The organism is Aeromonas sp. 600724 (assembly GCF_049175135.1).
Lineage (GTDB): Bacteria > Pseudomonadota > Gammaproteobacteria > Enterobacterales > Aeromonadaceae > Aeromonas > Aeromonas veronii_A.
The window spans coordinates 36,149-56,742 of record NZ_JAAKUM010000020.1 but is presented as its reverse complement, the minus strand read 5'-3'; the positions used below and the strand labels follow the sequence as shown (position 1 = coordinate 56,742).

The window sequence follows — 20,594 nt, the reverse complement described above, 5'->3', positions numbered from 1 at the left end:
AATCGAAAGTGAATATCCCATGTCCCAACGTTACGATCTGCCTCAACTGCTCGACATCATGGCTCGCCTGCGCGATCCGCAAAACGGCTGCCCCTGGGATCTGAAACAGAGCTTCCAGACCATAGTGCCGCATACCCTGGAAGAGGCCTACGAGGTGGCCGATGCCATCGAGACTGAAGATTGGCAGGGGCTGAAAGGGGAGTTGGGGGATCTGCTGTTTCAGGTGGTGTTTTACGCCCAGCTGGGTAAAGAGCGGGGCTTGTTCGACTTTGCCGATATCGTCGATACGGTGAGCGAAAAGCTCATTCGCCGTCACCCCCACGTTTTTTCCGATGCAGCTCTCTCCAACGAGCAGGCGGTAAAAGCGAACTGGGAGGCGGAAAAAGCCAAAGAGCGGGCGGCCCTCGACAAAGAGAGCGTGCTGGACGATATCCCGCAGGCGCTGCCGGCCCTGACCCGTGCCGCCAAGATCCAGAAACGCTGTGCCACCATCGGATTCGACTGGAAGACGTTGGGGCCTGTGGTGGACAAGATCCACGAAGAGATCGACGAGGTGATGGAAGAGGCATTGATGGCCGATGTGGACGAGGCGCGGGTGAGCGACGAGCTCGGCGACCTGTTGTTTGCCACCGTCAATCTGGTGCGTCATCTGGGCAAGGATCCGGAGCAGGTGCTGCGCGGTGCCAACGCCAAGTTCGAACGTCGTTTTCGTCAGGTTGAGCAGATAATCGCCGCAGAAGGCTTGAAAATGACCGATTGCACCCTCGAAAAGCTCGATGCCGCCTGGGATAAGGCGAAGGAAACCGAGCAAAGTTGATTTGGCGCAAGATGGGGGGGCGGTGAGCCTGATAGATTTTTGCTCATTGTTTGGGAGAGGGGTTTTTGGTATACTGTTTCCCCGTCCTGCTTCATCCCCGAAGCACCCCTTAAAATTCCCTAAACTTCTTTCAGGTTCAGCATGACGACCAAATATATTTTTGTTACTGGTGGCGTTGTTTCATCCCTCGGCAAAGGCATTGCCGCAGCTTCTCTGGCAGCCATTCTGGAAGCCCGTGGTCTGGATGTGACCATCATGAAACTGGACCCGTACATCAACGTGGATCCGGGCACCATGAGCCCGACCCAGCATGGTGAAGTGTTCGTAACCGAGGACGGGGCCGAAACCGATCTGGATTTGGGCCACTACGAGCGTTTCATCCGCACCAAGATGACCCGTCGCAACAACTTTACCACCGGCCGTATCTACGCCGACGTACTGCGTAAAGAGCGTCGTGGTGACTATCTGGGCGCCACCATTCAGGTTATCCCGCACATCACCAACGCCATCAAAGAGCGGGTGATTGCCGGTGCCGAAGGCCATCAGGTTGCCATCGTCGAAGTGGGCGGTACTGTGGGTGACATCGAGTCCCTGCCGTTCCTCGAAGCCATTCGTCAGCTGGCTGCCGAAGTGGGCCGCAACAATGCCATGTTCATGCACCTGACGCTGGTTCCTTACCTGGCTGCTGCCGGTGAAGTGAAGACCAAGCCGACCCAGCACTCCGTCAAAGAGCTGCTCTCCATCGGTATCCAGCCGGATGTGCTGATCTGCCGCTCCGACCGTGCCATTCCGGCCAACGAGCGCGCCAAAATTGCCCTGTTCTGCAACGTGCCCGAGCGCGCCGTCATCTCCATGAAAGACGTCGACTCCATCTACAAGATCCCGGCACTGCTCAAGTCCCAGAATCTGGACTCCTACTTCACCGAGCGTTTCGGTCTGGAGTGCAAAGAGGCTGATTTGTCCGAGTGGGAACAGGTTATCTACGAAGAGGCCAACCCGACTGGTGAAGTGACCATCGGTATGGTCGGCAAGTACGTCTCCCTGCCGGACGCTTACAAGTCCGTCAACGAGGCGCTCAAGCACGGTGGTCTCAAGACTCGCCTTTCCGTCAACATCAAGTACATCGACTCTCAGGATATCGAGACCCGTGGCGCCGAGCTGCTGGAAGGTCTGGACGCTATCCTGGTGCCGGGTGGCTTCGGTGAGCGCGGTGTGGAAGGCAAAATTCTGGCTGCCCAGTATGCCCGCGAGAACAAGATCCCCTACCTGGGTATCTGCCTCGGCATGCAGGTTGCCATGATCGAATTCGCTCGCAACGTAGCGGGTATGGAAGGGGCTCACTCCTCCGAGTTCAAGAAAGATTGCGCGTACCCGGTCGTCGGCCTCATCACCGAGTGGGTGGATGAAGAGGGCAACGTCGAGACCCGTACCGAGAAGTCCGATTTGGGCGGTACCATGCGTCTGGGTTCCCAGCTCTGCCACCTGGTCGAAGATTCCAAGGTGCGTCAGATGTACGGCAGCCCGACCATTTACGAGCGTCACCGTCACCGTTACGAAGTAAACAACAAGCTGCTGCCGCAGATTGAAGCGGCAGGTCTGAAAGTGACCGGTCTCTCCGCCGACAAGAAGTTGGTGGAAATCATCGAGATCCCGGATCACCCCTGGTTCGTGGCCGCGCAGTTCCACCCGGAGTTCACCTCTACTCCCCGTGATGGCCACGCTCTGTTCGCCGGTTTTGTGAAGGCGGCAGGCGAGTATCAGAAGCGTAATTTGAAGTAATTGAAAATAAATGCGGTTGGGGCACTGTGCCACAGCCGCTTTTTTTGGCATATTTTTGTTGTTTTTTTACGAAACCTGAGGAAATACACATGTCCAAGATCGTTAAAGTGATCGGTCGTGAAATCATCGACTCCCGTGGTAACCCGACCGTTGAGGCCGAAGTTCACCTGGAAGGTGGTTTTGTTGGTATGGCAGCCGCTCCGTCTGGCGCGTCCACCGGTTCCCGCGAAGCGCTGGAACTGCGTGACGGCGACAAGAGCCGTTTCCTGGGTAAAGGCGTGCTGAAAGCCATCGAAGCCGTAAACGGCCCGATCGCTCAAGCTCTGCTGGGTAAAGATGCCAAGGACCAGGCCACCGTTGACCAGATCATGATCGACCTCGACGGTACCGAGAACAAATCCAAGTTCGGCGCCAACGCCATCCTGGCTGTTTCCCTGGCTAACGCCAAAGCTGCCGCTGCTGCCAAAGGCATGCCGCTGTACGCCCACATCGCCGAGCTGAACGGCACCCCGGGTGTTTACTCCATGCCGCTGCCGATGATGAACATCATCAACGGTGGTGAGCACGCCGACAACAACGTCGACATCCAGGAGTTCATGATCCAGCCGGTTGGCGCCAAGACCCTGAAAGAAGCCGTTCGCATGGGCGCAGAAGTGTTCCACAACCTGGCCAAAGTGCTGAAGTCCAAGGGCTACAACACTGCAGTTGGTGACGAAGGTGGTTTCGCTCCGAACCTGAAATCCAACGCCGAAGCGCTGGAAGTTATCGCTGAAGCCGTTGCCGCTGCCGGTTACAAACTGGGCACCGACATCACCCTGGCTATGGACTGCGCTGCTTCCGAGTTCTACGACGCAGAGAAGAAAGAGTACAACCTGAAAGGCGAAGGCCGTGTCTTCACCTCCAACGGTTTCTCCGACTTCCTGGCTGACCTGACCACGAAGTTCCCGATCGTCTCCATCGAAGATGGCCTGGACGAATCTGACTGGGAAGGTTTCGCCTACCAGACTGCTGAACTGGGCAAGAAAATCCAGATCGTGGGTGACGACCTGTTCGTAACCAACACCAAGATCCTGAAGCGCGGTATCGACAACGGCATCGCCAACTCCATCCTGATCAAGTTCAACCAGATCGGTTCCCTGACCGAAACTCTGGCTGCCATCAAGATGGCCAAAGACGCTGGCTACACTGCCGTCATCTCCCACCGCTCCGGTGAGACCGAAGACGCGACCATCGCCGACCTGGCTGTTGGTACCGCTGCTGGCCAGATCAAGACCGGTTCCATGAGCCGTTCTGACCGTGTTGCCAAGTACAACCAGCTGATCCGTATCGAAGAAGCTCTGGGTGCCAAAGCTCCTTTCCGCGGTCTGAAAGAAGTTAAAAACCAGGCTTAATTTGCTGGTTTGCCAGCCTCGGCTGGAATGAAAAAAACCGGAACCCTTGGGTTCCGGTTTTTTTATGCCTGCTCTTTGCTGCAACGCCCTGAGAGGCGAGGGCGTTGTGCCTCTGGTCTCGGGTCAGACAGAGGGGAGCGTGCGCTGATAGCGCCCTGCATGCGCCTGGAAGCCCAGTTTTTCAAACAGGGCGATAGAGCGGACGTTATCTGCATCGATATCTGCGGTGAGGCGGGTGACTCCCAACGTGCTGGCGTGGGCGAACAGCAATCCCAGCGCCTCCGACATAAACCCTCTGCGCCAATAGGCCGCATTGAGCAGGCAACCTACCTCGCAGCTGTGGCCCGCCTCACTGAAGCTGTGCAGGCCACAGGTGCCGATCACCTTGTTGCCCTCCCGCTCGACAATCGCCCACTCCAGCGACTCCCCCGTTTGCTCCAGCCGCACCACGCTCGCCATCATCTGCGCCACCATGGCGGGAGAGGTAAAGCAGGGATCGGAGGCAAACTCCATGGTCAGTGGATTGCCATAAATCTCGAACAGATCGGCTGCATCCTGCGGGCCAATGGTGCGCAGTACAATCCGTGTGCCGGTTAAGTCAGGTTTCATTAATCTCCTTGGGTAGTATTACGCCAGCAAAGCTACAGGTGAATAAAGATGCCATCTGAAAGTCGGTGTCTAAAGGCAATTGGTGCTATCACGAAATATTTCTATCGTGAACGTCCGATTACGCTTCGCTAATCGAGCCTACGGGCTGCAGGGGAGCGCCTTCAGCAATTAACGCTCCAGCCCCAAACATGAAGAGAACAAACATCTCGTTTTTCGTCGTATTTTATGTAGGTTTCTCTTTGCGATATCAAAACTGCGCCTAAGGCCGCGCTCTGCGGCAAATTTGGAGCGCAGCGGAAAATTTGTCCGACATCAGCGCCTTGTTAGCTTTCTTAGCCTGATGTCAGTTAATAGCTTTTTGTAGAAACTCAGAACATTTGTTTTTACATCCGACATCAAAGATCACGAGATTTTCTGATGAGCGAGTTATAGAAGTGTATACAATTTCTGGATCATCCTTCTCGTCCATAACATAGAAAACAGTTTTTGACTCAAGCCCTTTATAACTATGGGTAGTCGAAAGCTTGACTAGACCGCTATTCGCATAGAAATGATTCTTCTTTGCCCGCCTAATTCTCTCGATATCGTCTTTTTTTTGATTTACAAGAGCATTTATCTCGCTTTCGTCTAATTCTTTTAATTCCTCAGTACTCATATTGGTGCATGCAGAAAGTTCTTCATATGTTTCAAACATGCAGTGCGTCTTTTCAACTTCCATCAATAATTCATTTAGCTGTCTAACCAGAGAGATTTTTGAAGACAAAATAACCACATCATTTGGGTGTAAATCGTAACCCCTGATATAGTTTTTTACTGATTCGAAAATGGATTCCCTCCAATCGGCCAAGGTGGATTTTTCGTATTTTAGAAGACTGAAACCCATGCTCATTTGAGTGGGGCTTACTTCTGTTATTTCTATATCTGAGTGCCTTTCAAGCAGAAAATTTATTTGGAAATCTTTAAATAACTGATTTAATGGTGAATCTAAATTAGTTCTATAAGATCGAGTAAGCTTAATCCATCGCCCAAAGCCTTGGGCTATAACGGGGGATCTAGAAAAATCTCTCTGGTAAATGTTCTGAGATTCATCCCCAAACAGGATCATTTCACCATCTTCCTTGAGGAAATTATCACGAATAATTTTGACCCACTCGGACTGATAATCCTGTATCTCATCAACAAGAATGGTTTGATACTTTGGTAAATCTAGCCCTTGAAAAACATCTATAGAATAAAGCTTGTCTATACCATATGTATCAACTAGCTCACCAAAATCTTGGCCACTGTTATTGACCTGAGAGTTAAAGAATTGGTGGTAATTTGAAATTTCAAAGGTTGAAAAATCTCTGCTCCCCTGCATATCGCTAATCTTATCCCTGATGTAATTTTTGAGCGTAATATTAAATGTCAATATAAGGACGGTTGAGTTGTGCCTTTGAGATGCCTTTATAGCCCGCTGAGATAAAATAGACGTTTTACCACATCCAGCGACGCCTTTTATTTTTCTTTTTACATTTTCGCTGTTGGTTAGGGGTAACTGTTTATTATCGAATTTGATTGACACTCCCTGATTTAAGGTGTGTTCCGGCGGACTTAGCCTCCGTTTAAAATCTCGATAAACATTTTCGTTAAATAAAACATGTTTCGAGTTTTGCTTGATCTTTTTTATTAGGTTATCTAACCGATCACTACCAAAAGACATATTTTTGTCTCTTTGCAGATTACGCTTTTTACGTTCTTGGTATTCCATAGACTTCTTGTATGAATCGAAGGCAATTTTCTTTTCCTGTAAGGACTGATTTAGCGTAGATTGCTCGTCTCTCAGCCTTTCCTCCGCAGGGTGGTACAGTAAATCAATTAAACTTCTATCAGAATTGTGAAAATACACAAAACAATGAACCAGATTATAAAAGTTTGGGTTAGTTAGTCTTGCTAGACCGACTACTGGCAAATGCAAGTCGTAAAGATTTTTTTTATATCGAAAAGCCTGAGATTGAGGGGATGCCTTTCTCGAATATCTTGCGCCATCAAAAACTTCCCAACTGTTATTTTCCGTGATTCTATAGTTTTTTAAATCCCAGTCTTTGACCTCAATTATGAACGCAGAGCAGTGCTCTTTTAAAATAATAATGTCGGGTCTATCGCCATCTAGATATGGGTTAAAAAACACCTCATAAGTATCATCAAGGTTGTCCTTGAGATGATTTATCAGGCTCATCTCTCCTGGGGTTGGCAGAACTTTAAGACGCTGAATGTTTTCGATGTCAGGGTAAATAACAGCCATTATCTAATCAATCCTCTATGTATCAACTTGGGCACAGAGCAATGGGCTCTCATAAAAGCTAACATTTGGTTAAGGGGCGGGCTTTAGCCCGTCCCAGTGAGCGAAGCGAACGATTTGAACCATTTGTTAGAGGCACGACACCAAAGAATAGGTGTTCAATTTTCAACGATGATTTGTTGACCTTTAAAAGGTAGGCTCTTGCTGTGGTCAAGTTTATGGTCGGGTCTTTATAGTTTGCCTTGAACATGAAAAGTAAATTGTTGTTGTCGCTATTTAGGAGGACCTCAATATCTACAAGTTTGTTCCAAACGTGTTCTGGCTCACTACTCGATGAGCAGGGTTGGTAAAATGCTGAGTTATTTGACCAGTATTTAGCATGGATTGATGCTTTCTTTCGATACATGGCGTTAATTCATCATGCTTGTAATTTTTATTTGCCATGACGGCTACTTCGTTAAGTTCTACTTCTAGTATTTCAGAGTTGTAGTTCTTCATAACCGCACATACTGCTCTTTCCATCTGGTCATATATTTCAGGAGGGTATTCAAGTCGCTGTATTAGCTTGAGCGCTTCATTGATTTCCATGTGTGCCTCTAACGCCGCATTCAGCTGCTTGTTCGCTGCAATACTTTGTTATGCAATAATTTCACGTTCAGCACGATGAACTCTCTCCATTAGTCGTCTGAAATGCATGTGCTCACTTTCGCTTCTACAGGTATGCATTAATTCCTCAACTTCACGCATTAACAGGTGATACCGGTCTATTCTTTCTTCAATAGGCAGTCTCTTGGAGCTAACTAGCTTGTCAAGATTTGCTGATAATCGTTGATATTCAATAGCAGCAATTGATTCACCTTTAAGGTTTTTACGGCTTTCAAAAATAGACATTTCCATCATTTGTCGCATATTTCGAAGTTCAGCTTGCATTACTTCTAGAGCGAGACCTTCTTTTCCATTCTCTAAGTCAGGAATTTTGGCAGGTGAATTAAGCGCTAAAAGCTTAACGATGGAATTAACATTTGAAGAGTCACCTTCAGTCAATGCTGTTGCCTCAATAGAGGATTTTAGTTTTTGCTGTATGGCAAGAACTTCGTGATATTTCATTTCCTGAGAGTATTCGAGATAACGAAGAGGAGCGATATCAAATATTTTCGGTGTATCTTTTTCCTGTATTAGAACAACTGGCTTATCGAAAGCTTGTCTTATTCCAAGTTCAAAAAGAACATTTGGGTTTCGGCTTGATAGATCACAAATGGCGATGGGAGTCTCTATTAATTTCTTTAAGATATCGAGGTGAATTAAATTTTTTTCCTTAACTTCATCCGCTCTAACTGGATTATAACCAGCCATTTCACAAGATGGCCGAATAATATTTTCATAAACATGGCCGAAATGTCCCTTTGGATAGCCTTCTTGATCTGCAATTGGCATGATCACAAAGCAATCTTTTTCTTCTTTTTTAGCCATGGGCTACTCCATTAGTCTGAGAGTTGCATAACAGTGATTAGATGGAAGGTGGCATTAATCCGTTAGCAGAGCATTCCATATAACTCCGTAACATTTTCACTGCCGCCAAGTAAAAACAACCATTAAATCATAATTTTACCCGTTTGCTTCTTATGCTGGGCGTATTCGCTTGACTTCCTCTTTTTGCGCCATCGTCACTACTGTGTGAAAAAACAGTGCTCAGCGCACTCTTGGCAAGCGCCGCCAAAGCACGCTTGCTTGGGCAGGTCAGAAATAAAAATGAGGTCGTCACCATTTTGAGTGGGTCGAAGGCAACTCTCGCTTATCCATTCCATCCGGCATGGCTACCGCCCCTGAATTTCAGCCTCCAGTCTGCTGCTTTTTACCTGCGAGATAGCTGGCATGGTTCATGGGAGGCTCCGACGAGGCAAGTGTTGCCAATTGGCAATATTAACCATGGCGCTGTGGAGAGAAAGCTCAATATTTAGAATTTCTGTGCAAGATCAATAAATTAATCAAATGTCACCCACGATTGATGACGCGTCGAGATAGCGTGAACAACCATTCTTGAACTATCACCATAGAATATTAATGGTCATATCTGGCTTGAACTAGCATAAAAATCTTTGTTATTGTCCGCCCCCCGCTGAAATAGCTTATTTATCTGTAAATCAACAAGATAGCATTATGCGGTGGCGTCGCGGGGGCATCTGCTATCGGGAAGGAGAGTTATGAAGTCGCAGTTCAAAGTGGCGCTGGCCATGTTGGCCCTGTTCGTCGTCCAAGGCTGCACAGCCCCGGATTCATCCACCAAGCGCAATGCACCCGGCCCGGTGCTGACCGTGCATTACGAAAGTGCCCCCCTGATCCCCGTCACCATCGCAGGTGAGCAGTACCAGTTTTTGCTGGATACCGGGGCCAGTATCACCTTTATCGATCGTCGTCTGGCCAGCCGCTTCAAGGCGCTGACCTTAAGCGAATTGCCCAGGGCCTATCAGGCTGATTTTGCCAGTGTGAACAGCGTGTCGAGCCAACTGGGCAGCGAGCAGCTTGGCTTTGTTGAGCCGCAGCCCTTCTCGGTGGGGTCGGTCACCATTGATGACAGCGATCTGTGGGCAACTATTGATTTCGATCTTTTCTCCCAGTCTCTTGGCAGCCGTATCGATGGCATCCTCGGGATCGACACCATCCGCCGTTTCAACTGGGTGTTTGATCGCGACAGACATCAACTCACGGCTTTGCTGACGGCACCGTCGGCAGCCAGGTTCGAGCGTTGCATCGGCTATGAAGACAGCTACAACCGCTCCCCGGCCGTGTATCTGACCCACGGCGAGAGCAGCGTGCGCATGTATCTGGATACCGGGGCCGATCAGAGCTATGCCGATCATGCCTTTATCGACTTTATGGCGAGCCAGAAGGCGATCTCTGGCGAAGATGCCACGCCACGCAAAGGGGTGGACGCCAGCGGTATGGTGGAGGGGCGTGACCATATCCTCACCGGCCTGCACTTTGATGAGCGCCAGCTCGGTGAACTGCGCGTGTCGGAAAACAGCAATGAGCAGTATGGTCTGGGGCTGGATTTTGTTAACCGCTTCAATCGCTTTGCGATCATACCCGGGCGGATGATGCTCTGCTACGACGCCGACAGCCTGGCGCGCAAAGTGCCGCCAATCCTGCGCAATATCGGGGTGCGTTTTGATGGCGAGCATCTGCAGGTCTACTACAGCGATGAACGGGATCTTGCCCCCTATGGTCTGGCCAACGGCGACATTCTGGAGCAGATCAACGGGGTGGCTTATCGTCCCCTCGAGATCGACAAGGTGCGTGAACTGCTCAGCACCGGCAAGCCTGGGTCGCTCAAGTTGCGGATTGTGCGGGAAGGAAAACCGCTGGATATCGCCATCTAGTCAAGGTGGGGGCGGCAAGACGAGCCGCCCCTATGAGCCTCAGCCCTTGGTCGGATTTTCCATGCAGGTGAGGGTTGGCTGGCCGTAACGCTCCAGCGTGGCTTCATCCCCTTTGGTGAAGAAGGTGAGGTTTTGCCCTTCATAACGGGCGCCGCTGGCGCTGGGGGCTTCATAGGCGAGCACTTGTTGCTGCTTGTCGCCCTCGCTCAGGTTGATCACCGCGGCGGGCAGCTTGGCATCGTTATAGAAGTAGGTAGAGAGAGTGACGCCCTTGCCGCACTGGTAGTTGACCGGTGCCGGCACCATCAGCTGGCCGCCGCTGATCTGCAGTTCGGTGATCCGCAGCAGGTAGTTGTCCTCCACACACTGGCGCAGATCCTGTCCCTTCCAGCAGTCGTTGCGCCCTTTGATCCAGCCGCGCTGCATGGCGCGCTCGGTCTTGAGCTGTTCGGGAGAGAGCGCAGCAATCGCCTTGGGGTAGAGGGCCGCCAGTTCGTTATCAAGGGCGGCCAGTCCGGCATCCTTGCAGATCAGGGTTTCGACCGACCCGGAGGCTTTGGTGCAGTCAAAGGAGGGGGTTGCGGCGCTGGCCAGCAGAGGGGTAAACAGCAGGGTGGCAAGCAAGGTCTTGTTCATCGATAGATTCCAGCAATGAAGAGGGCATATCTGCCTACTACAGCACACTCTACAGGGCAATGCAGCAGGGGAGCCGAGCTCAGTTTGCTCTGCTGAATGGCTGCCAAACGGAAAAACCCGACACTCCTGGCCGGAATGTCGGGTTTTTTGTGGCCGCGATAAAGGGGGGAGGCGGGTTGCCCGGTCGATCAGGCCAGCGCCAGTTGCTGACTGCGGGCGCGCCACAGCCGCTCGTGGAAGAAGAACACCACGGTATTGATGGCCGGTTCGATCATCGCCATCACGCCGCCGGTGAGCAGCTCGCCGCTCAGCAGGAAGGCCACTCCGAAGGCCACCGAGAAGTGGACCACCGCGAAGCTGCTGGTCTTGGCCTGCAGGCTGTGCTTTGGTTTGAGCTTGTGCCAGCCAAGGTCATGAAAGTAGAAAGCGACCGTGTTGACGGCGGGCTCGATCAGGGCGATCAGGCTGGCGGTCAGCAGCTCACCGGTCAGCAGGTAGGCCACGGTAAAGGCGACACCGAAGTGCAGGATGGCAAAGCTGATGGTCTTTTTCATAATGGCGGCTCCCTCTGTTGATGATGAGAGTATCCGCCGAAATGAGATTAAATGAAAACTATTCTCATCTATTGCCAGAATAGAGAGAACCTATCAACGGGCGAGTGGCCAGTGCGGTTCAGCGGTTGCCAATCGCAACCAAGGCGATAAAGTACAGGTTCTTCACACTTGCCCATGAAAAAGGATCTTTCATGAATATCAATGCCACTCTGCTTGGCCAGTTCATTGCGTTGCTGATGGTCATCGTCGGCGTCATCGCCTGGCGACTGGCGCGCCGCAAGAGCGAGCATCCGGCGCTGGTCACCCTTATCTGCTCCCTACTCTGTCTGTTTCCGCCCTTTGGCCTGCTGGCCCTGTTGCTGGTTGCGCTGAAACAGGATCTGCCCGCCCGCTCATAGGGTGGGCTGGTTCAGGCTGCCGCATACACCGGCTGCACCAATAGCAAAAGCCCCGTGATGGGGCTTTTGCGTTTCAACTTTGTGGTCGCTGTGGGGCGGGGGATTAACCTTCCAGAAGACCTTGGACACCCATCTTTTGGGTTCGGGCTATGCTACGCCTTGCTCCAAAAGGTGGGTGTCCCAGATTTGCATTAATCGACTTGGCACGAAAAGCTACATGTTATCGAACGAAATTTAGCATTCTCACTGTAATCTCTACCATCAAACCAATATGTTTTTTGATTTTCAGAAACGGCACAACTATTAACAGATGTACTTCCCAAAGCACAAAATGATAGTTGTTTTTTTAACGCCTCTGGCTCAATGAAGTACTGGCAAGTTAGAGATAACTCTTCTCGATTATCGTATCGTTGTAATACTCCGACCCTGCCCACTTTGACTTCATATAATTCATCCTGCCCTTGAGTAGAATCTTGGAAAATATCTTTACTTGCACGTAATACACAAAAACCATCACTCTCAGCATAAAGGTTAATTTTCACGGGCTCACTTGCATTAGCAACTCCTGTAAAAATGGCCAAAAATAATGAAATTCCAACTGCCAATTTCATAAAATCCTCCTAAGGTATAACGCTGCAAACAGCGGCGGAGCGAAGCGACGTCCGGGCCCGAAGGGCCGAACTGCTTTGCCTTGTTAGGAGCGTCATGCCGCGCCACGTCATAAGCTTTTTGAAAGGTTAACAAGCTTTTCAAACACATTGTTTTTTTCCTTATCAAAGCTCACTCGTAAGGCATGAAAATCATTTAGGGAAATTTTTGACGCGACATTTTCATCTGCTCTTTTTGATGCCTCATTAATATACGAAATAAGTGCCTGCTTATTTTGGAAGTACAACTCTATCTCTGTTGAGAGATTTTCGGCATAAAGAGCCACAAGCATTAGCACTTTTGCCTTCGTATCCATAGTCGTGGTAGAGGCTCTATTCTTCAACTGACTTAGCGGAAGTGCTCCTTCAAATACTGCCATATAGCCAAGATACCATTTTGCAAAATCAGTACTATCTTTGGCAATAAGGTCATAAATCTCTTCATATTTTTTCTTTGTGTAATTTTTTTGATCTCGCCTACTTGTCAGGATCGAGGTTACAAATGCAGACGCAACACCCCCACCCAATACGGTTAATAGCGCTATTAATATAGTTTGTTCGAATGTCATCTAGACTCCTAACGTGAAAGTCACCGGCGCTGCGCGGCTTTATCGCGCAGCGTCCGTGTGGACTGCCGGGTTATAAATTTACACAAAACCAATTTGGGTTTTCCTTCCAAAACCTGAGTGAGGATCATGATCAAAATAATCTGCATATTGTTTGATCAGTCGCTTGCAGAATTCTTCACTGTCTGTTGTCCATTCCTGTTCCGCACAATCATTTTCAGTATTGAACCGAGCATATTCAATATTGTTCTGATTGAATCTCATTGCAACGGGAATATACAAATTAACTTTCGGATAGCTATTGGGGCCATGATCGAATGTGACGCTGACACCAAAGACTAATTCTCCGTTTGGAGTAATGGAGTCTGCTTTTGGGGGCTTTCGCTCGGCTTTATTTTTTCCGTAAAAATCAACTAGCTCGACATAGCGATTCTTTTCATTTGTTTCATGATTAACCCACTCATTTACAGAGATATTGAGTGCGGTCTCCATTTTTTTGCGCAAATCCTCTGCGCTGAACGTGAGGCGAACTTCCCATAGCTGGTACTGCTCGCGCTGCTTCTTCCAGAGTTCAACAAGTTCGTTGTATTCCAAGAGAGACTCCTTATGCGGGGTATTTATAACAGTGATTAGATAGAAGGCGGCACTAATCCGTTAGCAGAGCATTCCATATAACTCCGTAACATTTCCACTGCCGCCAAGTAAAAACAACCATTAAATCATAACGTCATCAGCTTTCTTCGCATGCCGAGCGTATTCGCTTGACTTCCTCTTTTTACGCCACCGTTACTACTGTATGAAAAATCAGTTCTCAGCGCACTCTTGGCAAGCGCCGTAAGATCACGCCAGCATGAGCAGGTCAGAAATAAAAATGGGGCCGTCACCATGTTGAGTGGGTCGTAGGCAACTCTCGCTTATCCATTCCATCTGGCATGGCTACCGCCCCTGAATTTCAGCCTCCAGTCTGCTGCGTTTAACCAACGGGATGGGGTTGGCATGGCTCATGGGGTGACTCCTACGAGGCTTTGTTGCCAATCGGGTATATTAGCGGCGGGCAGGCGGAGGGAAAGGACCAGATGGCCGATTTCTGAGCTAGATCGACTAATTAGTCAATAACGACTGATCTGGTATGCAGATGGGGCGGGTGCTGCCATTGGTAAGGAAAACAGTTAGTGGGGAAAAGGGTTGGTGGGTAAAGCGGTAGCGGGTAAAAAACAAGAAGCCCCTGAACGGGGCTTCTCTTTGCTGGCCATGCCGCCACTGTGAACGGCTTGGGTGAGCGACTCGCTGACGCCTTGGCCGGGCGCCAGAGCGAGCTGGTGCGGGCCTACTCTGCGACCTTGTGGAGCCACTCGACCTTGTACTGGGCGCCTGCACCCTGCGCCAGCTTGGCACAGAGCGGTTTGAGGAAGGCTTCAATCTGCTCGTCCAGCATCCAGGGCGGGCTGATGATCAGCATGCCTGAGCCGTTCATGCCCCAGTCGGCAGTCTGACCAGCCACTTCCAGCTCGGCCACCAGCACGTTGCCGAAGTTCTCGCGCTTGATGGCGCGCAGCATGTCGCGGGATTTGTCCGCCTCCTGCCCGAGGATGGGATACCAGAGGGCGTAGATGCCGGTCGCCCAGCGTTTCTGCGCCTTTTTCAGGGTATCGACCACGGCGAAGTAATCTTCTTTGAGCTCATAAGGCGGGTCGATCAGCACCAGCCCGCGGCGCGGGGTGGGCGGCAGCAGGGCGATCAGCCCCTCGAAGCCGTCACGGTGGTGCACGGCAACGCGGGGGTCATAGCCCATGTTGGCGCGCAGGTCTTCGACCTCGTTGTTGTGCAGCTCCATCAGCGCCAGCTTGTCCTGCTCGCGGGTGAGGCGACGCGACAGCTCCGGCGAGCCGGGGTAGTAGTGCAGCTCGCCGTTCTGATTCATCTCCTCGATAACGCCCAGATAGGGGGCCATGGCAGACCACTGGGCCCGCTCGTCCCACAGGCGGCCGATGCCGTCGGCATACTCGGCCTTTTTCTGGGACCAGTCGCCGCGCAGGTCGTAGAGACCGCCACCGGCATGGGTGTCCAGCACGATGAAGGGTTTCTCCTTCTTCTTGAGGGACTCGATGATCAGGGCCTGAACGGCGTGTTTCAGCACGTCGGCATGGTTGCCGGCGTGAAAGGCGTGGCGGTAGCTCAGCATATTAGATCTCTGAGGGGGCCCTGCTGGGCACCCAGTAACGATAGATAGTTCAACAAATTGCGGCTGTTGCCGCGAAACAGGGAGAGGCTGCGCAGGGTCTGCAACAGGACGCCCTGTTGCAGCCGCTCCAGCTCCAGCTCGTGGGCCAGCATCGACTGATACTGCTGCTCGTCGAGTCGCGTCTTGGCGCTCTGGCGCAGGGCGCGCCACGGGGTCAGCACCGCTTCGGTCTGCACCAGCGCCGGTTGCAGGTCGGTCAGATCGACCACGATGCCGAGTTGATCGAGCCGGTGCAGCAGCAGCGCCAGATTGACGTTGCCCCCCTGCTCCTGCACGGTGAGCCAATCCTGGCTGCGCTCACCATAGACCTTGCCGCTCCAGTGCCAGAAGCCGATCGGCGTCGGCAATTCGTGGACCGCGACCCGCTCGCTGGCCATCAGCTGTTCGTCACGCAAAGAAGGCTTGCTCCATGGTTTCCAGCTCTTCGGAGAGGCTCATCCACTCCAGCTCAACTTCTTCCAGCTGCTCCTTGAGGGGGCCCTGGGATTTGAGCAGCTCGGAGAGCTTGGTTTTAGCGCTCTCTTCGTAGATGGCGGGGTCGGACAGTTGGCTCTCGATGTCGCCAAGCTTGCCTTGCAGCTTCTCCATGCTCGCTTCGAGCTTTTCCAGCTTCTGGCGAAGGGGGCGGGTTTGCTGGCGGAACTCCGCCTCGCGCCGCTTCTGATCCTTGCGAGCCACCGCCGAGTTGGCAGAGACGGGGCCATCGGCCGGTTTGGCGTTGGCCTCTTTCTCCTGCTCGCCGAGCCACTTGTGGTAATCGTCCAGATCGCCGTCGAACGGCTCGACCCGGCCACCGTGTACCAGATAGAAGTCGTCGGTGGTGGTGCGCAGCAGGTGACGGTCGTGGGAGACCACTACCATGGCCCCTTCGAAGCCTTGCAGCGCCATGGTGAGGGCGTGGCGCATCTCCAGATCCAGGTGGTTGGTCGGTTCATCGAGCAGCAAGAGGTTGGGCTTTTGCCAGGTGATCAGCGCCAGCACCAGCCGCGCTTTTTCGCCGCCGGAGAAGGGCGCCACCTTGTCGAGCGCCTTGTCACCGTGAAAACCGAAGCTGCCCAGATAGTTGCGCAGCTCCTGCTCGGTCTTGTCCGGCGCGAGGCGGGCCAGATGATCGAGCGGGGAATCATCGAGACGCAGGGTCTCCAGCTGATGCTGGGCGAAGTAGCCGATGCTCACCCCGGCGCTCACTTCGAGCTTGCCAGAGAGCGGCGGGTTGGAGCCCGACAGCATCTTGATAAAGGTCGACTTACCGGCGCCGTTGCGACCGAGCAGACCGATGCGCGAACCCGGTACCAGATTGAGTTTGATCTTCTCCAGGATCACCTTGTCGCCGTAACCGGCAGAGAGGTTCTCCATGGCGATGAGCGGGGTCGGCAGGGCCGACGGCTCGCGAAACTCGAAGCTGAATTCCGAGTCGGCGTGGGCGGGCAGGATCTTCTCCATCCGCTCCATCGCTTTCAGGCGGCTCTGGGCCTGACGGGCCTTGGAGGCCTTGTAGCGGAAGCGGTCCACATACGCCTGCATGTGGGACATCTCCCGCTGCTGCTTCTCGTACATGGACTGCTGCTGGGCCAGCTGTTCGGCGCGCTGCAGTTCGAAGTCGGAGTAGCCGCCGGTGTATTCGTTGAGCTTGCCGTTCTCGATATGGATGATGCGGCTGATGACCGAGTCGAGGAAATCGCGGTCGTGAGAGATAAGCACCAGCGTGCCCTGATAGCCCTTGAGCCACTTCTCCAGCCAGATGACGGCGTCGAGATCTAGGTGGTTGGTCGGTTCATCGAGCAGCAGCAGATCGGAGCGGCAGAGCAGCGCCTGAGCGAGGTTCAGACGCATGCGCCAGCCACCGGAGAAGCTGCGAACCGGCGAGCTCAGCTGCTCATCGCTGAAACCGAGGCCGTGCAGCAGTTCGGCGGCGCGGGCGCGAATGCTGTAGGCGCCAATGGTATCGAGGCGACCGTGCAGCTCGGCTACCAGCAGACCATTGTCATCCTGTTCGGCCTGTACCAGCTGGGCTTCCAGCGAGCGGAACTCCTTGTCGCCGTCGATCACATACTCGAGCGCGGAGCAGTCGAGCGCCGGGGTCTCCTGCGCCACGCCTGCGATCTGCCAGCCAGCGGGCAGGCTGAAGGTGCCGCTGTCGATGGCCAGCTCGCCCCGTACCAGTGCAAAAAAGGTGGACTTGCCACAGCCGTTTTTGCCCACCAGACCCACTTTGTGGCCGGGGTGAATGGTGGCGGAGGCGTTGTCCAGCAGCTTGCGGCCGCCGCGGATCAGTTCGATTTGACTGGCAACTATCATGGGTGGGATCTGCTTGCTCAAAATGGAGGAGAAAAACTGGCGCGGATCTTACGTGAAATGACGCTGATTTGCACTGTAGCGAAGGGCTGGCTACTGGCTGGCACTGCAAAAACATGCCATAACAGAGAAACCAGTTTGGTTACGGGAGGTTAGCATGCATATCAGGGATATTATGACGACCCGGGTCGCCACCGTTTCAATGGATGATCGACTCCGAGTCATCAGGGATATCTTCGAGCAGGCACACTTTCGCCATCTGCTGGTGCTGGAAGAGGAGGAGCTGGTAGGGGTCATCTCGGATCGGGATCTGTTCCGCGCTATCAGCCCCTATCTCGACTCCGAAGCCGAGATGAGCCGCGATACCGAAACCCTCAACAAGCGGGCCCACCAGATCATGAGTCGTCAGCTCGTCACCATCGCTCCCCATCTCACCGTGCGCGACGGCGTCAAGCTGATGCTGGAGAAGGGGGTATCCTGCCTGCCGGTGCTGGAGAATGGCGCCCTGGTCGGCATTATCAGCTGGAAGGATTTTCTCAAGGCGGCGCTGGAGAGTGATGCACTGGGCTGAGCCCGGGGACTTAACAGTCATCTGTCACCGTATCTGCTTGTGCCCGTTCTTGAGGGCCATAAGGTTACACGAAATGAATAGAGGGGAGCCAAGGCTCCCCTCTCTCTTATGTGGCTGGCGGCACAGGCCAGCCTCATCATGATTCCGGGGGCCCCTTGCCCAGGCTGGCGGGGGCGCTGCCGGAGAGGTGCGGCTGCAAGTGAGTGCGGATCTCGTGCAGAGTACGCTGATACTGCTGGGCATGTTGATCCAGAAACGCAGGGCTGTGCTTGAGGCGCCGCTCCAGGGTATCGACCAGCAGCGCAACCCTGGGGGCCGCCATGCCCGCCGGCCAGCTGTGCTGTAGCAGCTCCAGCAGTTGCCAGGCATCGCCGGGCAGGGCGGGAAATTCCTCCAGCAGTTGCAAGCCGGCCTGCAGTGCCAGTTGATAGTCACCTTTTTGTATCCCTTGATGACGGGTTTGGCGCAAGCTGGTCAGGCGCTGCTCCCGCGCCGTCAACTGTTGGCCCAGTTCCGTTAGCAGATGGTGAAACAGCTGACGGGTCAGGGGGTGGGGGGCGACACGGTCACGGTAGTGTGTCAGCTGCGCCAGATAGCGCTGGGCATGGTGGGGCAGGCCACAAAACTGACAGACGGCAAAGCCCAATAACAGGGTGAGATGGTTCTCGCTCGCCTGGCTGGGTTGATGGTGGGCGAGCAGGATCAGCGCCTCGTCGAAGCGGTAATCCAATCCCTGCATCAGTGCCTGCAGCAGCTCGAACTCCTGCGCGGGCAGGTTTACTGTTCGCTTCAGATGGGCCCACTCCTGTTGCAGGGAGCGGATCCGGTTGCTGGATGGTGTATGCCACAGCACCGCCAGCATGGCGTTGATCATGAAGTGGTCGATGGCCAGCCGGACGCGCTGTTCACTGAAATGGTGAAGATTCAGGGTGCTGGCTTGTTCCAGCACCTTCCTCTCGTCTTGCTGTAATAGTCCCAGCATCATGGCCAGCTGATGCCAGCGGGGTTGATGGGGGCGGACTTGTTGCAACTGCACCATGGTCTCCCAGGCTGCCTGCCACTGATGTTGGTGCAACTGACTGGCGAGTTGCAGCTCCAGTCGGGTGGCGGTCGGCAATATGGTTTGATGACGCTGCAAGTCGGTTTCGGCACTCTGCAGTTTGCCCAGTCCCAACATGGCGTAGAACAATCCGGCCCTCGGCCAGCTTGCCCGATACTCGTTGGCACACAGGGCATAATGCTGGGCGGCAGTGAGCTGTTCGCTGGACTGCAGCAGCAGGTAACCCTTGAACCGATCCAGCCAGGGGGCAAGGGGTCGGTTGTCCCGTTGATAGAGCAGGTCTTCACAGAGTGCGGTCGCCAGTTTCCACTCCCGCAGCAGGGTTGGAGGGGCGAGGGTGTGGGTCATCCTGCTCAGTTGTGTCAACTGCTTGAGCGCAGTTGTGAGCTCCCCGGTCATGAAGGGGAGTGGCAGATGGAGGGAGAAGTAGAGGTCCGAGGGGAGAAAATCCTGCTCGTTCTGGTCTGCATCCATCAACAGTAGTACGCAGGCGGGTTGTAGCAGGCCGAGGTAGTGTGCTTCATGCAGCAGGCGGGCGCCGTCATGCCCCAGTTGTCTATTTTGCTGGCAGATAATGGCATCAAATGGCTGTTGTTGCAGCAGGGTGAGTAGACCGCTGCGTTCCTGACCCGGGTGGCTGTGGTGGTGGATCCGTTCAGCAGGGATACCCTGTTCGGTCAGTTCCCGGGTGATGGCGCTACGGAGCAGTGGATCCTCTTCGAGCAGCAGTATCGTCATGCACGCGTCCTTTCAATACTCCACGAGTAGATCAGATTAGACCCAAGAGGAACATGGCGACAACTCTGCGGGGGAGGAAAAGTGACAGTAGTCGGCGCGAGACGAGGAAGGGCATTATAGGCGGTTACCGGGATTTATGTGCTTCGGTGAGAAAGACACACTCTGTTTGACGGATCTGGTGTGAGCCACTCCCCTGTTCCCCCTGCCAGCTTAATTCCAGCTTGCCGAGGCGGCCCAGATGGCGCAGTTCAAATTCGTAGCGCTGGCAGAGGTTGTTTTGGGGCAGACTCGTCATACCCGCTGGCAGGCGGTATTGATAGCGCAGGATCGGCCCATCTTCCAGCTTGCTGGCCACCGGCACCAGCCCCTCTGGCGTGGGCTGCGGCGCCCCGAGCGCACGGCGCAAACTGAGCGGTGCATCGATCGCCTTTTGATAGTGCAGGCCGTTCATGGCCGCCAGCTCCTCTTCCAGCCGTTGCAACTCCCCTTCCAGTCCATTGAGCGCGGCCCCCAGCTGCTGGTGGGTCGTTGACGAGGCGCAGCCACCCAGCAACAGGGTGGCAAGCAGTAGGGCGGCTCTGATGGGGGGCACGGCATCTCCTTGGCAATGACGATGAAGCGTGAAGGTCAGGT

At 53.3% G+C, this 20,594-nt stretch carries 20 protein-coding genes; 6 read left to right on the top strand and 14 right to left on the bottom strand.

Going from position 1 to position 20,594, the window contains the following annotated elements; genetic code table 11:
- The first annotated feature begins 19 nt into the window (after positions 1-19).
- From mazG to eno, 3 genes are all read left to right on the top strand, one after another.
- Positions 20-817, top strand: coding sequence for a nucleoside triphosphate pyrophosphohydrolase (mazG, locus tag G5168_RS17940; protein ID WP_421252541.1), 798 nt, complete (start codon positions 20-22; stop codon positions 815-817).
- A 141-nt stretch (positions 818-958) separates the two neighbouring features.
- Complete coding sequence (gene pyrG / locus G5168_RS17935; protein ID WP_043821667.1) at positions 959-2,596, top strand: glutamine hydrolyzing CTP synthase; 1,638 nt, start codon at positions 959-961, stop codon at positions 2,594-2,596.
- Positions 2,597-2,685: 89 nt separating this feature from the next.
- Entirely contained in the window at positions 2,686-3,987 is a 1,302-nt protein-coding gene (gene eno, locus G5168_RS17930; RefSeq protein ID WP_005335583.1) for a phosphopyruvate hydratase, read from the top strand.
- A gap of 123 nt (positions 3,988-4,110) precedes the next feature.
- On the opposite strand, the gene G5168_RS17925 is transcribed toward eno, so the two are convergent.
- The 4 genes from G5168_RS17925 to G5168_RS17910 form a co-directional block, all read right to left on the bottom strand.
- Positions 4,111-4,596 (bottom strand): GNAT family N-acetyltransferase, encoded by a 486-nt coding sequence (locus G5168_RS17925; protein WP_421252540.1) that lies wholly within the window; start codon positions 4,594-4,596, stop codon positions 4,111-4,113.
- A 343-nt stretch (positions 4,597-4,939) separates the two neighbouring features.
- Entirely contained in the window at positions 4,940-6,880 is a 1,941-nt protein-coding gene (locus G5168_RS17920) for an NERD domain-containing protein (protein WP_421252539.1), read from the bottom strand.
- Between the two features lie 291 nt (positions 6,881-7,171).
- Positions 7,172-7,465: a hypothetical protein gene (locus tag G5168_RS17915; RefSeq protein ID WP_421231316.1), complete on the bottom strand. Its 294-nt coding sequence runs from the start codon at positions 7,463-7,465 to the stop codon at positions 7,172-7,174.
- A gap of 48 nt (positions 7,466-7,513) precedes the next feature.
- Positions 7,514-8,347 carry a hypothetical protein gene (locus tag G5168_RS17910; RefSeq protein WP_421252538.1) on the bottom strand — a complete coding sequence of 278 codons (834 nt, stop codon included), beginning with the start codon at positions 8,345-8,347 and terminating at the stop codon, positions 7,514-7,516.
- Positions 8,348-9,078: 731 nt separating this feature from the next.
- Between G5168_RS17910 and G5168_RS17905 the strand changes: the two genes are divergently transcribed.
- Positions 9,079-10,254, top strand: coding sequence for an aspartyl protease family protein (locus G5168_RS17905; RefSeq protein WP_421252537.1), 1,176 nt, complete (start codon positions 9,079-9,081; stop codon positions 10,252-10,254).
- Between the two features lie 39 nt (positions 10,255-10,293).
- Here G5168_RS17905 and G5168_RS17900 read toward each other — a convergent pair whose 3' ends face one another.
- Together G5168_RS17900 and G5168_RS17895 are read right to left on the bottom strand one after the other, a co-directional pair.
- Complete coding sequence (locus G5168_RS17900) at positions 10,294-10,890, bottom strand: MliC family protein (protein ID WP_421252536.1); 597 nt, start codon at positions 10,888-10,890, stop codon at positions 10,294-10,296.
- A gap of 188 nt (positions 10,891-11,078) precedes the next feature.
- Positions 11,079-11,444 carry a DUF2061 domain-containing protein gene (locus G5168_RS17895; RefSeq protein WP_005343334.1) on the bottom strand — a complete coding sequence of 122 codons (366 nt, stop codon included), beginning with the start codon at positions 11,442-11,444 and terminating at the stop codon, positions 11,079-11,081.
- 191 nt (positions 11,445-11,635) lie between these two features.
- Here G5168_RS17895 and G5168_RS17890 point away from each other — a divergent pair, with 191 nt between their 5' ends.
- Positions 11,636-11,842, top strand: coding sequence for a hypothetical protein (locus G5168_RS17890; RefSeq protein ID WP_042656489.1), 207 nt, complete (start codon positions 11,636-11,638; stop codon positions 11,840-11,842).
- A gap of 191 nt (positions 11,843-12,033) precedes the next feature.
- On the opposite strand, the gene G5168_RS17885 is transcribed toward G5168_RS17890, so the two are convergent.
- The 6 genes from G5168_RS17885 to G5168_RS17860 form a co-directional block, all read right to left on the bottom strand.
- Positions 12,034-12,453, bottom strand: coding sequence for a hypothetical protein (locus G5168_RS17885; RefSeq protein WP_069730953.1), 420 nt, complete (start codon positions 12,451-12,453; stop codon positions 12,034-12,036).
- Between the two features lie 107 nt (positions 12,454-12,560).
- The gene (locus G5168_RS17880) at positions 12,561-13,058 is read right to left on the bottom strand and encodes a hypothetical protein (protein WP_064977666.1); all 498 of its coding nucleotides are present in this window, start codon (positions 13,056-13,058) and stop codon (positions 12,561-12,563) included.
- A 78-nt stretch (positions 13,059-13,136) separates the two neighbouring features.
- The gene (locus G5168_RS17875; protein WP_421252535.1) at positions 13,137-13,649 is read right to left on the bottom strand and encodes a hypothetical protein; all 513 of its coding nucleotides are present in this window, start codon (positions 13,647-13,649) and stop codon (positions 13,137-13,139) included.
- 733 nt (positions 13,650-14,382) lie between these two features.
- A complete protein-coding gene (locus G5168_RS17870; protein ID WP_216952014.1) occupies positions 14,383-15,237 on the bottom strand; it encodes a 23S rRNA (adenine(2030)-N(6))-methyltransferase RlmJ in 855 nt (284 codons plus the stop codon).
- Complete coding sequence (locus G5168_RS17865) at positions 15,231-15,692, bottom strand: DUF2390 domain-containing protein (protein ID WP_005343337.1); 462 nt, start codon at positions 15,690-15,692, stop codon at positions 15,231-15,233. Before G5168_RS17865 ends, G5168_RS17870 begins: the two co-directional genes overlap by 7 nt.
- Positions 15,685-17,595 (bottom strand): ABC transporter ATP-binding protein, encoded by a 1,911-nt coding sequence (locus G5168_RS17860; RefSeq protein WP_421252534.1) that lies wholly within the window; start codon positions 17,593-17,595, stop codon positions 15,685-15,687. The genes G5168_RS17865 and G5168_RS17860 overlap by 8 nt, the downstream gene beginning before the upstream one ends.
- Positions 17,596-17,749: 154 nt before the next feature.
- Here G5168_RS17860 and G5168_RS17855 point away from each other — a divergent pair, with 154 nt between their 5' ends.
- A complete protein-coding gene (locus tag G5168_RS17855) occupies positions 17,750-18,163 on the top strand; it encodes a CBS domain-containing protein (RefSeq protein ID WP_227341361.1) in 414 nt (137 codons plus the stop codon).
- 136 nt (positions 18,164-18,299) lie between these two features.
- Here G5168_RS17855 and G5168_RS17850 read toward each other — a convergent pair whose 3' ends face one another.
- Together G5168_RS17850 and G5168_RS17845 are read right to left on the bottom strand one after the other, a co-directional pair.
- The gene (locus G5168_RS17850) at positions 18,300-19,961 is read right to left on the bottom strand and encodes a hypothetical protein (RefSeq protein ID WP_421244545.1); all 1,662 of its coding nucleotides are present in this window, start codon (positions 19,959-19,961) and stop codon (positions 18,300-18,302) included.
- A gap of 124 nt (positions 19,962-20,085) precedes the next feature.
- On the bottom strand, positions 20,086-20,553 hold the full coding sequence (locus G5168_RS17845) for a hypothetical protein (RefSeq protein ID WP_216979440.1): 468 nt from the start codon (positions 20,551-20,553) through the stop codon (positions 20,086-20,088).
- Between the last annotated feature and the right edge of the window lie 41 nt (positions 20,554-20,594).

Bases quoted from the DNA above. Each gene is read 5' to 3' on its own strand.
- G5168_RS17900 (WP_421252536.1), bottom strand. From the start codon at position 10,890: ATGAACAAGACCTTGCTTGCCACCCTGCTGTTTACCCCTCTGCTGGCC.
- G5168_RS17895 (WP_005343334.1), bottom strand. From the start codon at position 11,444: ATGAAAAAGACCATCAGCTTTGCCATCCTGCACTTCGGTGTCGCCTTT.
- G5168_RS17855 (WP_227341361.1), top strand. From the start codon at position 17,750: ATGCATATCAGGGATATTATGACGACCCGGGTCGCCACCGTTTCAATG.
- G5168_RS17885 (WP_069730953.1), bottom strand. From the start codon at position 12,453: ATGAAATTGGCAGTTGGAATTTCATTATTTTTGGCCATTTTTACAGGA.
- G5168_RS17915 (WP_421231316.1), bottom strand. From the start codon at position 7,465: ATGGAAATCAATGAAGCGCTCAAGCTAATACAGCGACTTGAATACCCT.
- G5168_RS17920 (WP_421252539.1), bottom strand. From the start codon at position 6,880: ATGGCTGTTATTTACCCTGACATCGAAAACATTCAGCGTCTTAAAGTT.
- G5168_RS17905 (WP_421252537.1), top strand. From the start codon at position 9,079: ATGAAGTCGCAGTTCAAAGTGGCGCTGGCCATGTTGGCCCTGTTCGTC.
- G5168_RS17880 (WP_064977666.1), bottom strand. From the start codon at position 13,058: ATGACATTCGAACAAACTATATTAATAGCGCTATTAACCGTATTGGGT.
- G5168_RS17925 (WP_421252540.1), bottom strand. From the start codon at position 4,596: ATGAAACCTGACTTAACCGGCACACGGATTGTACTGCGCACCATTGGC.
- eno (WP_005335583.1), top strand. From the start codon at position 2,686: ATGTCCAAGATCGTTAAAGTGATCGGTCGTGAAATCATCGACTCCCGT.
- G5168_RS17850 (WP_421244545.1), bottom strand. From the start codon at position 19,961: ATGACGATACTGCTGCTCGAAGAGGATCCACTGCTCCGTAGCGCCATC.
- G5168_RS17870 (WP_216952014.1), bottom strand. From the start codon at position 15,237: ATGCTGAGCTACCGCCACGCCTTTCACGCCGGCAACCATGCCGACGTG.
- G5168_RS17890 (WP_042656489.1), top strand. From the start codon at position 11,636: ATGAATATCAATGCCACTCTGCTTGGCCAGTTCATTGCGTTGCTGATG.
- pyrG (WP_043821667.1), top strand. From the start codon at position 959: ATGACGACCAAATATATTTTTGTTACTGGTGGCGTTGTTTCATCCCTC.
- mazG (WP_421252541.1), top strand. From the start codon at position 20: ATGTCCCAACGTTACGATCTGCCTCAACTGCTCGACATCATGGCTCGC.
- G5168_RS17910 (WP_421252538.1), bottom strand. From the start codon at position 8,347: ATGGCTAAAAAAGAAGAAAAAGATTGCTTTGTGATCATGCCAATTGCA.
- G5168_RS17860 (WP_421252534.1), bottom strand. From the start codon at position 17,595: ATGATAGTTGCCAGTCAAATCGAACTGATCCGCGGCGGCCGCAAGCTG.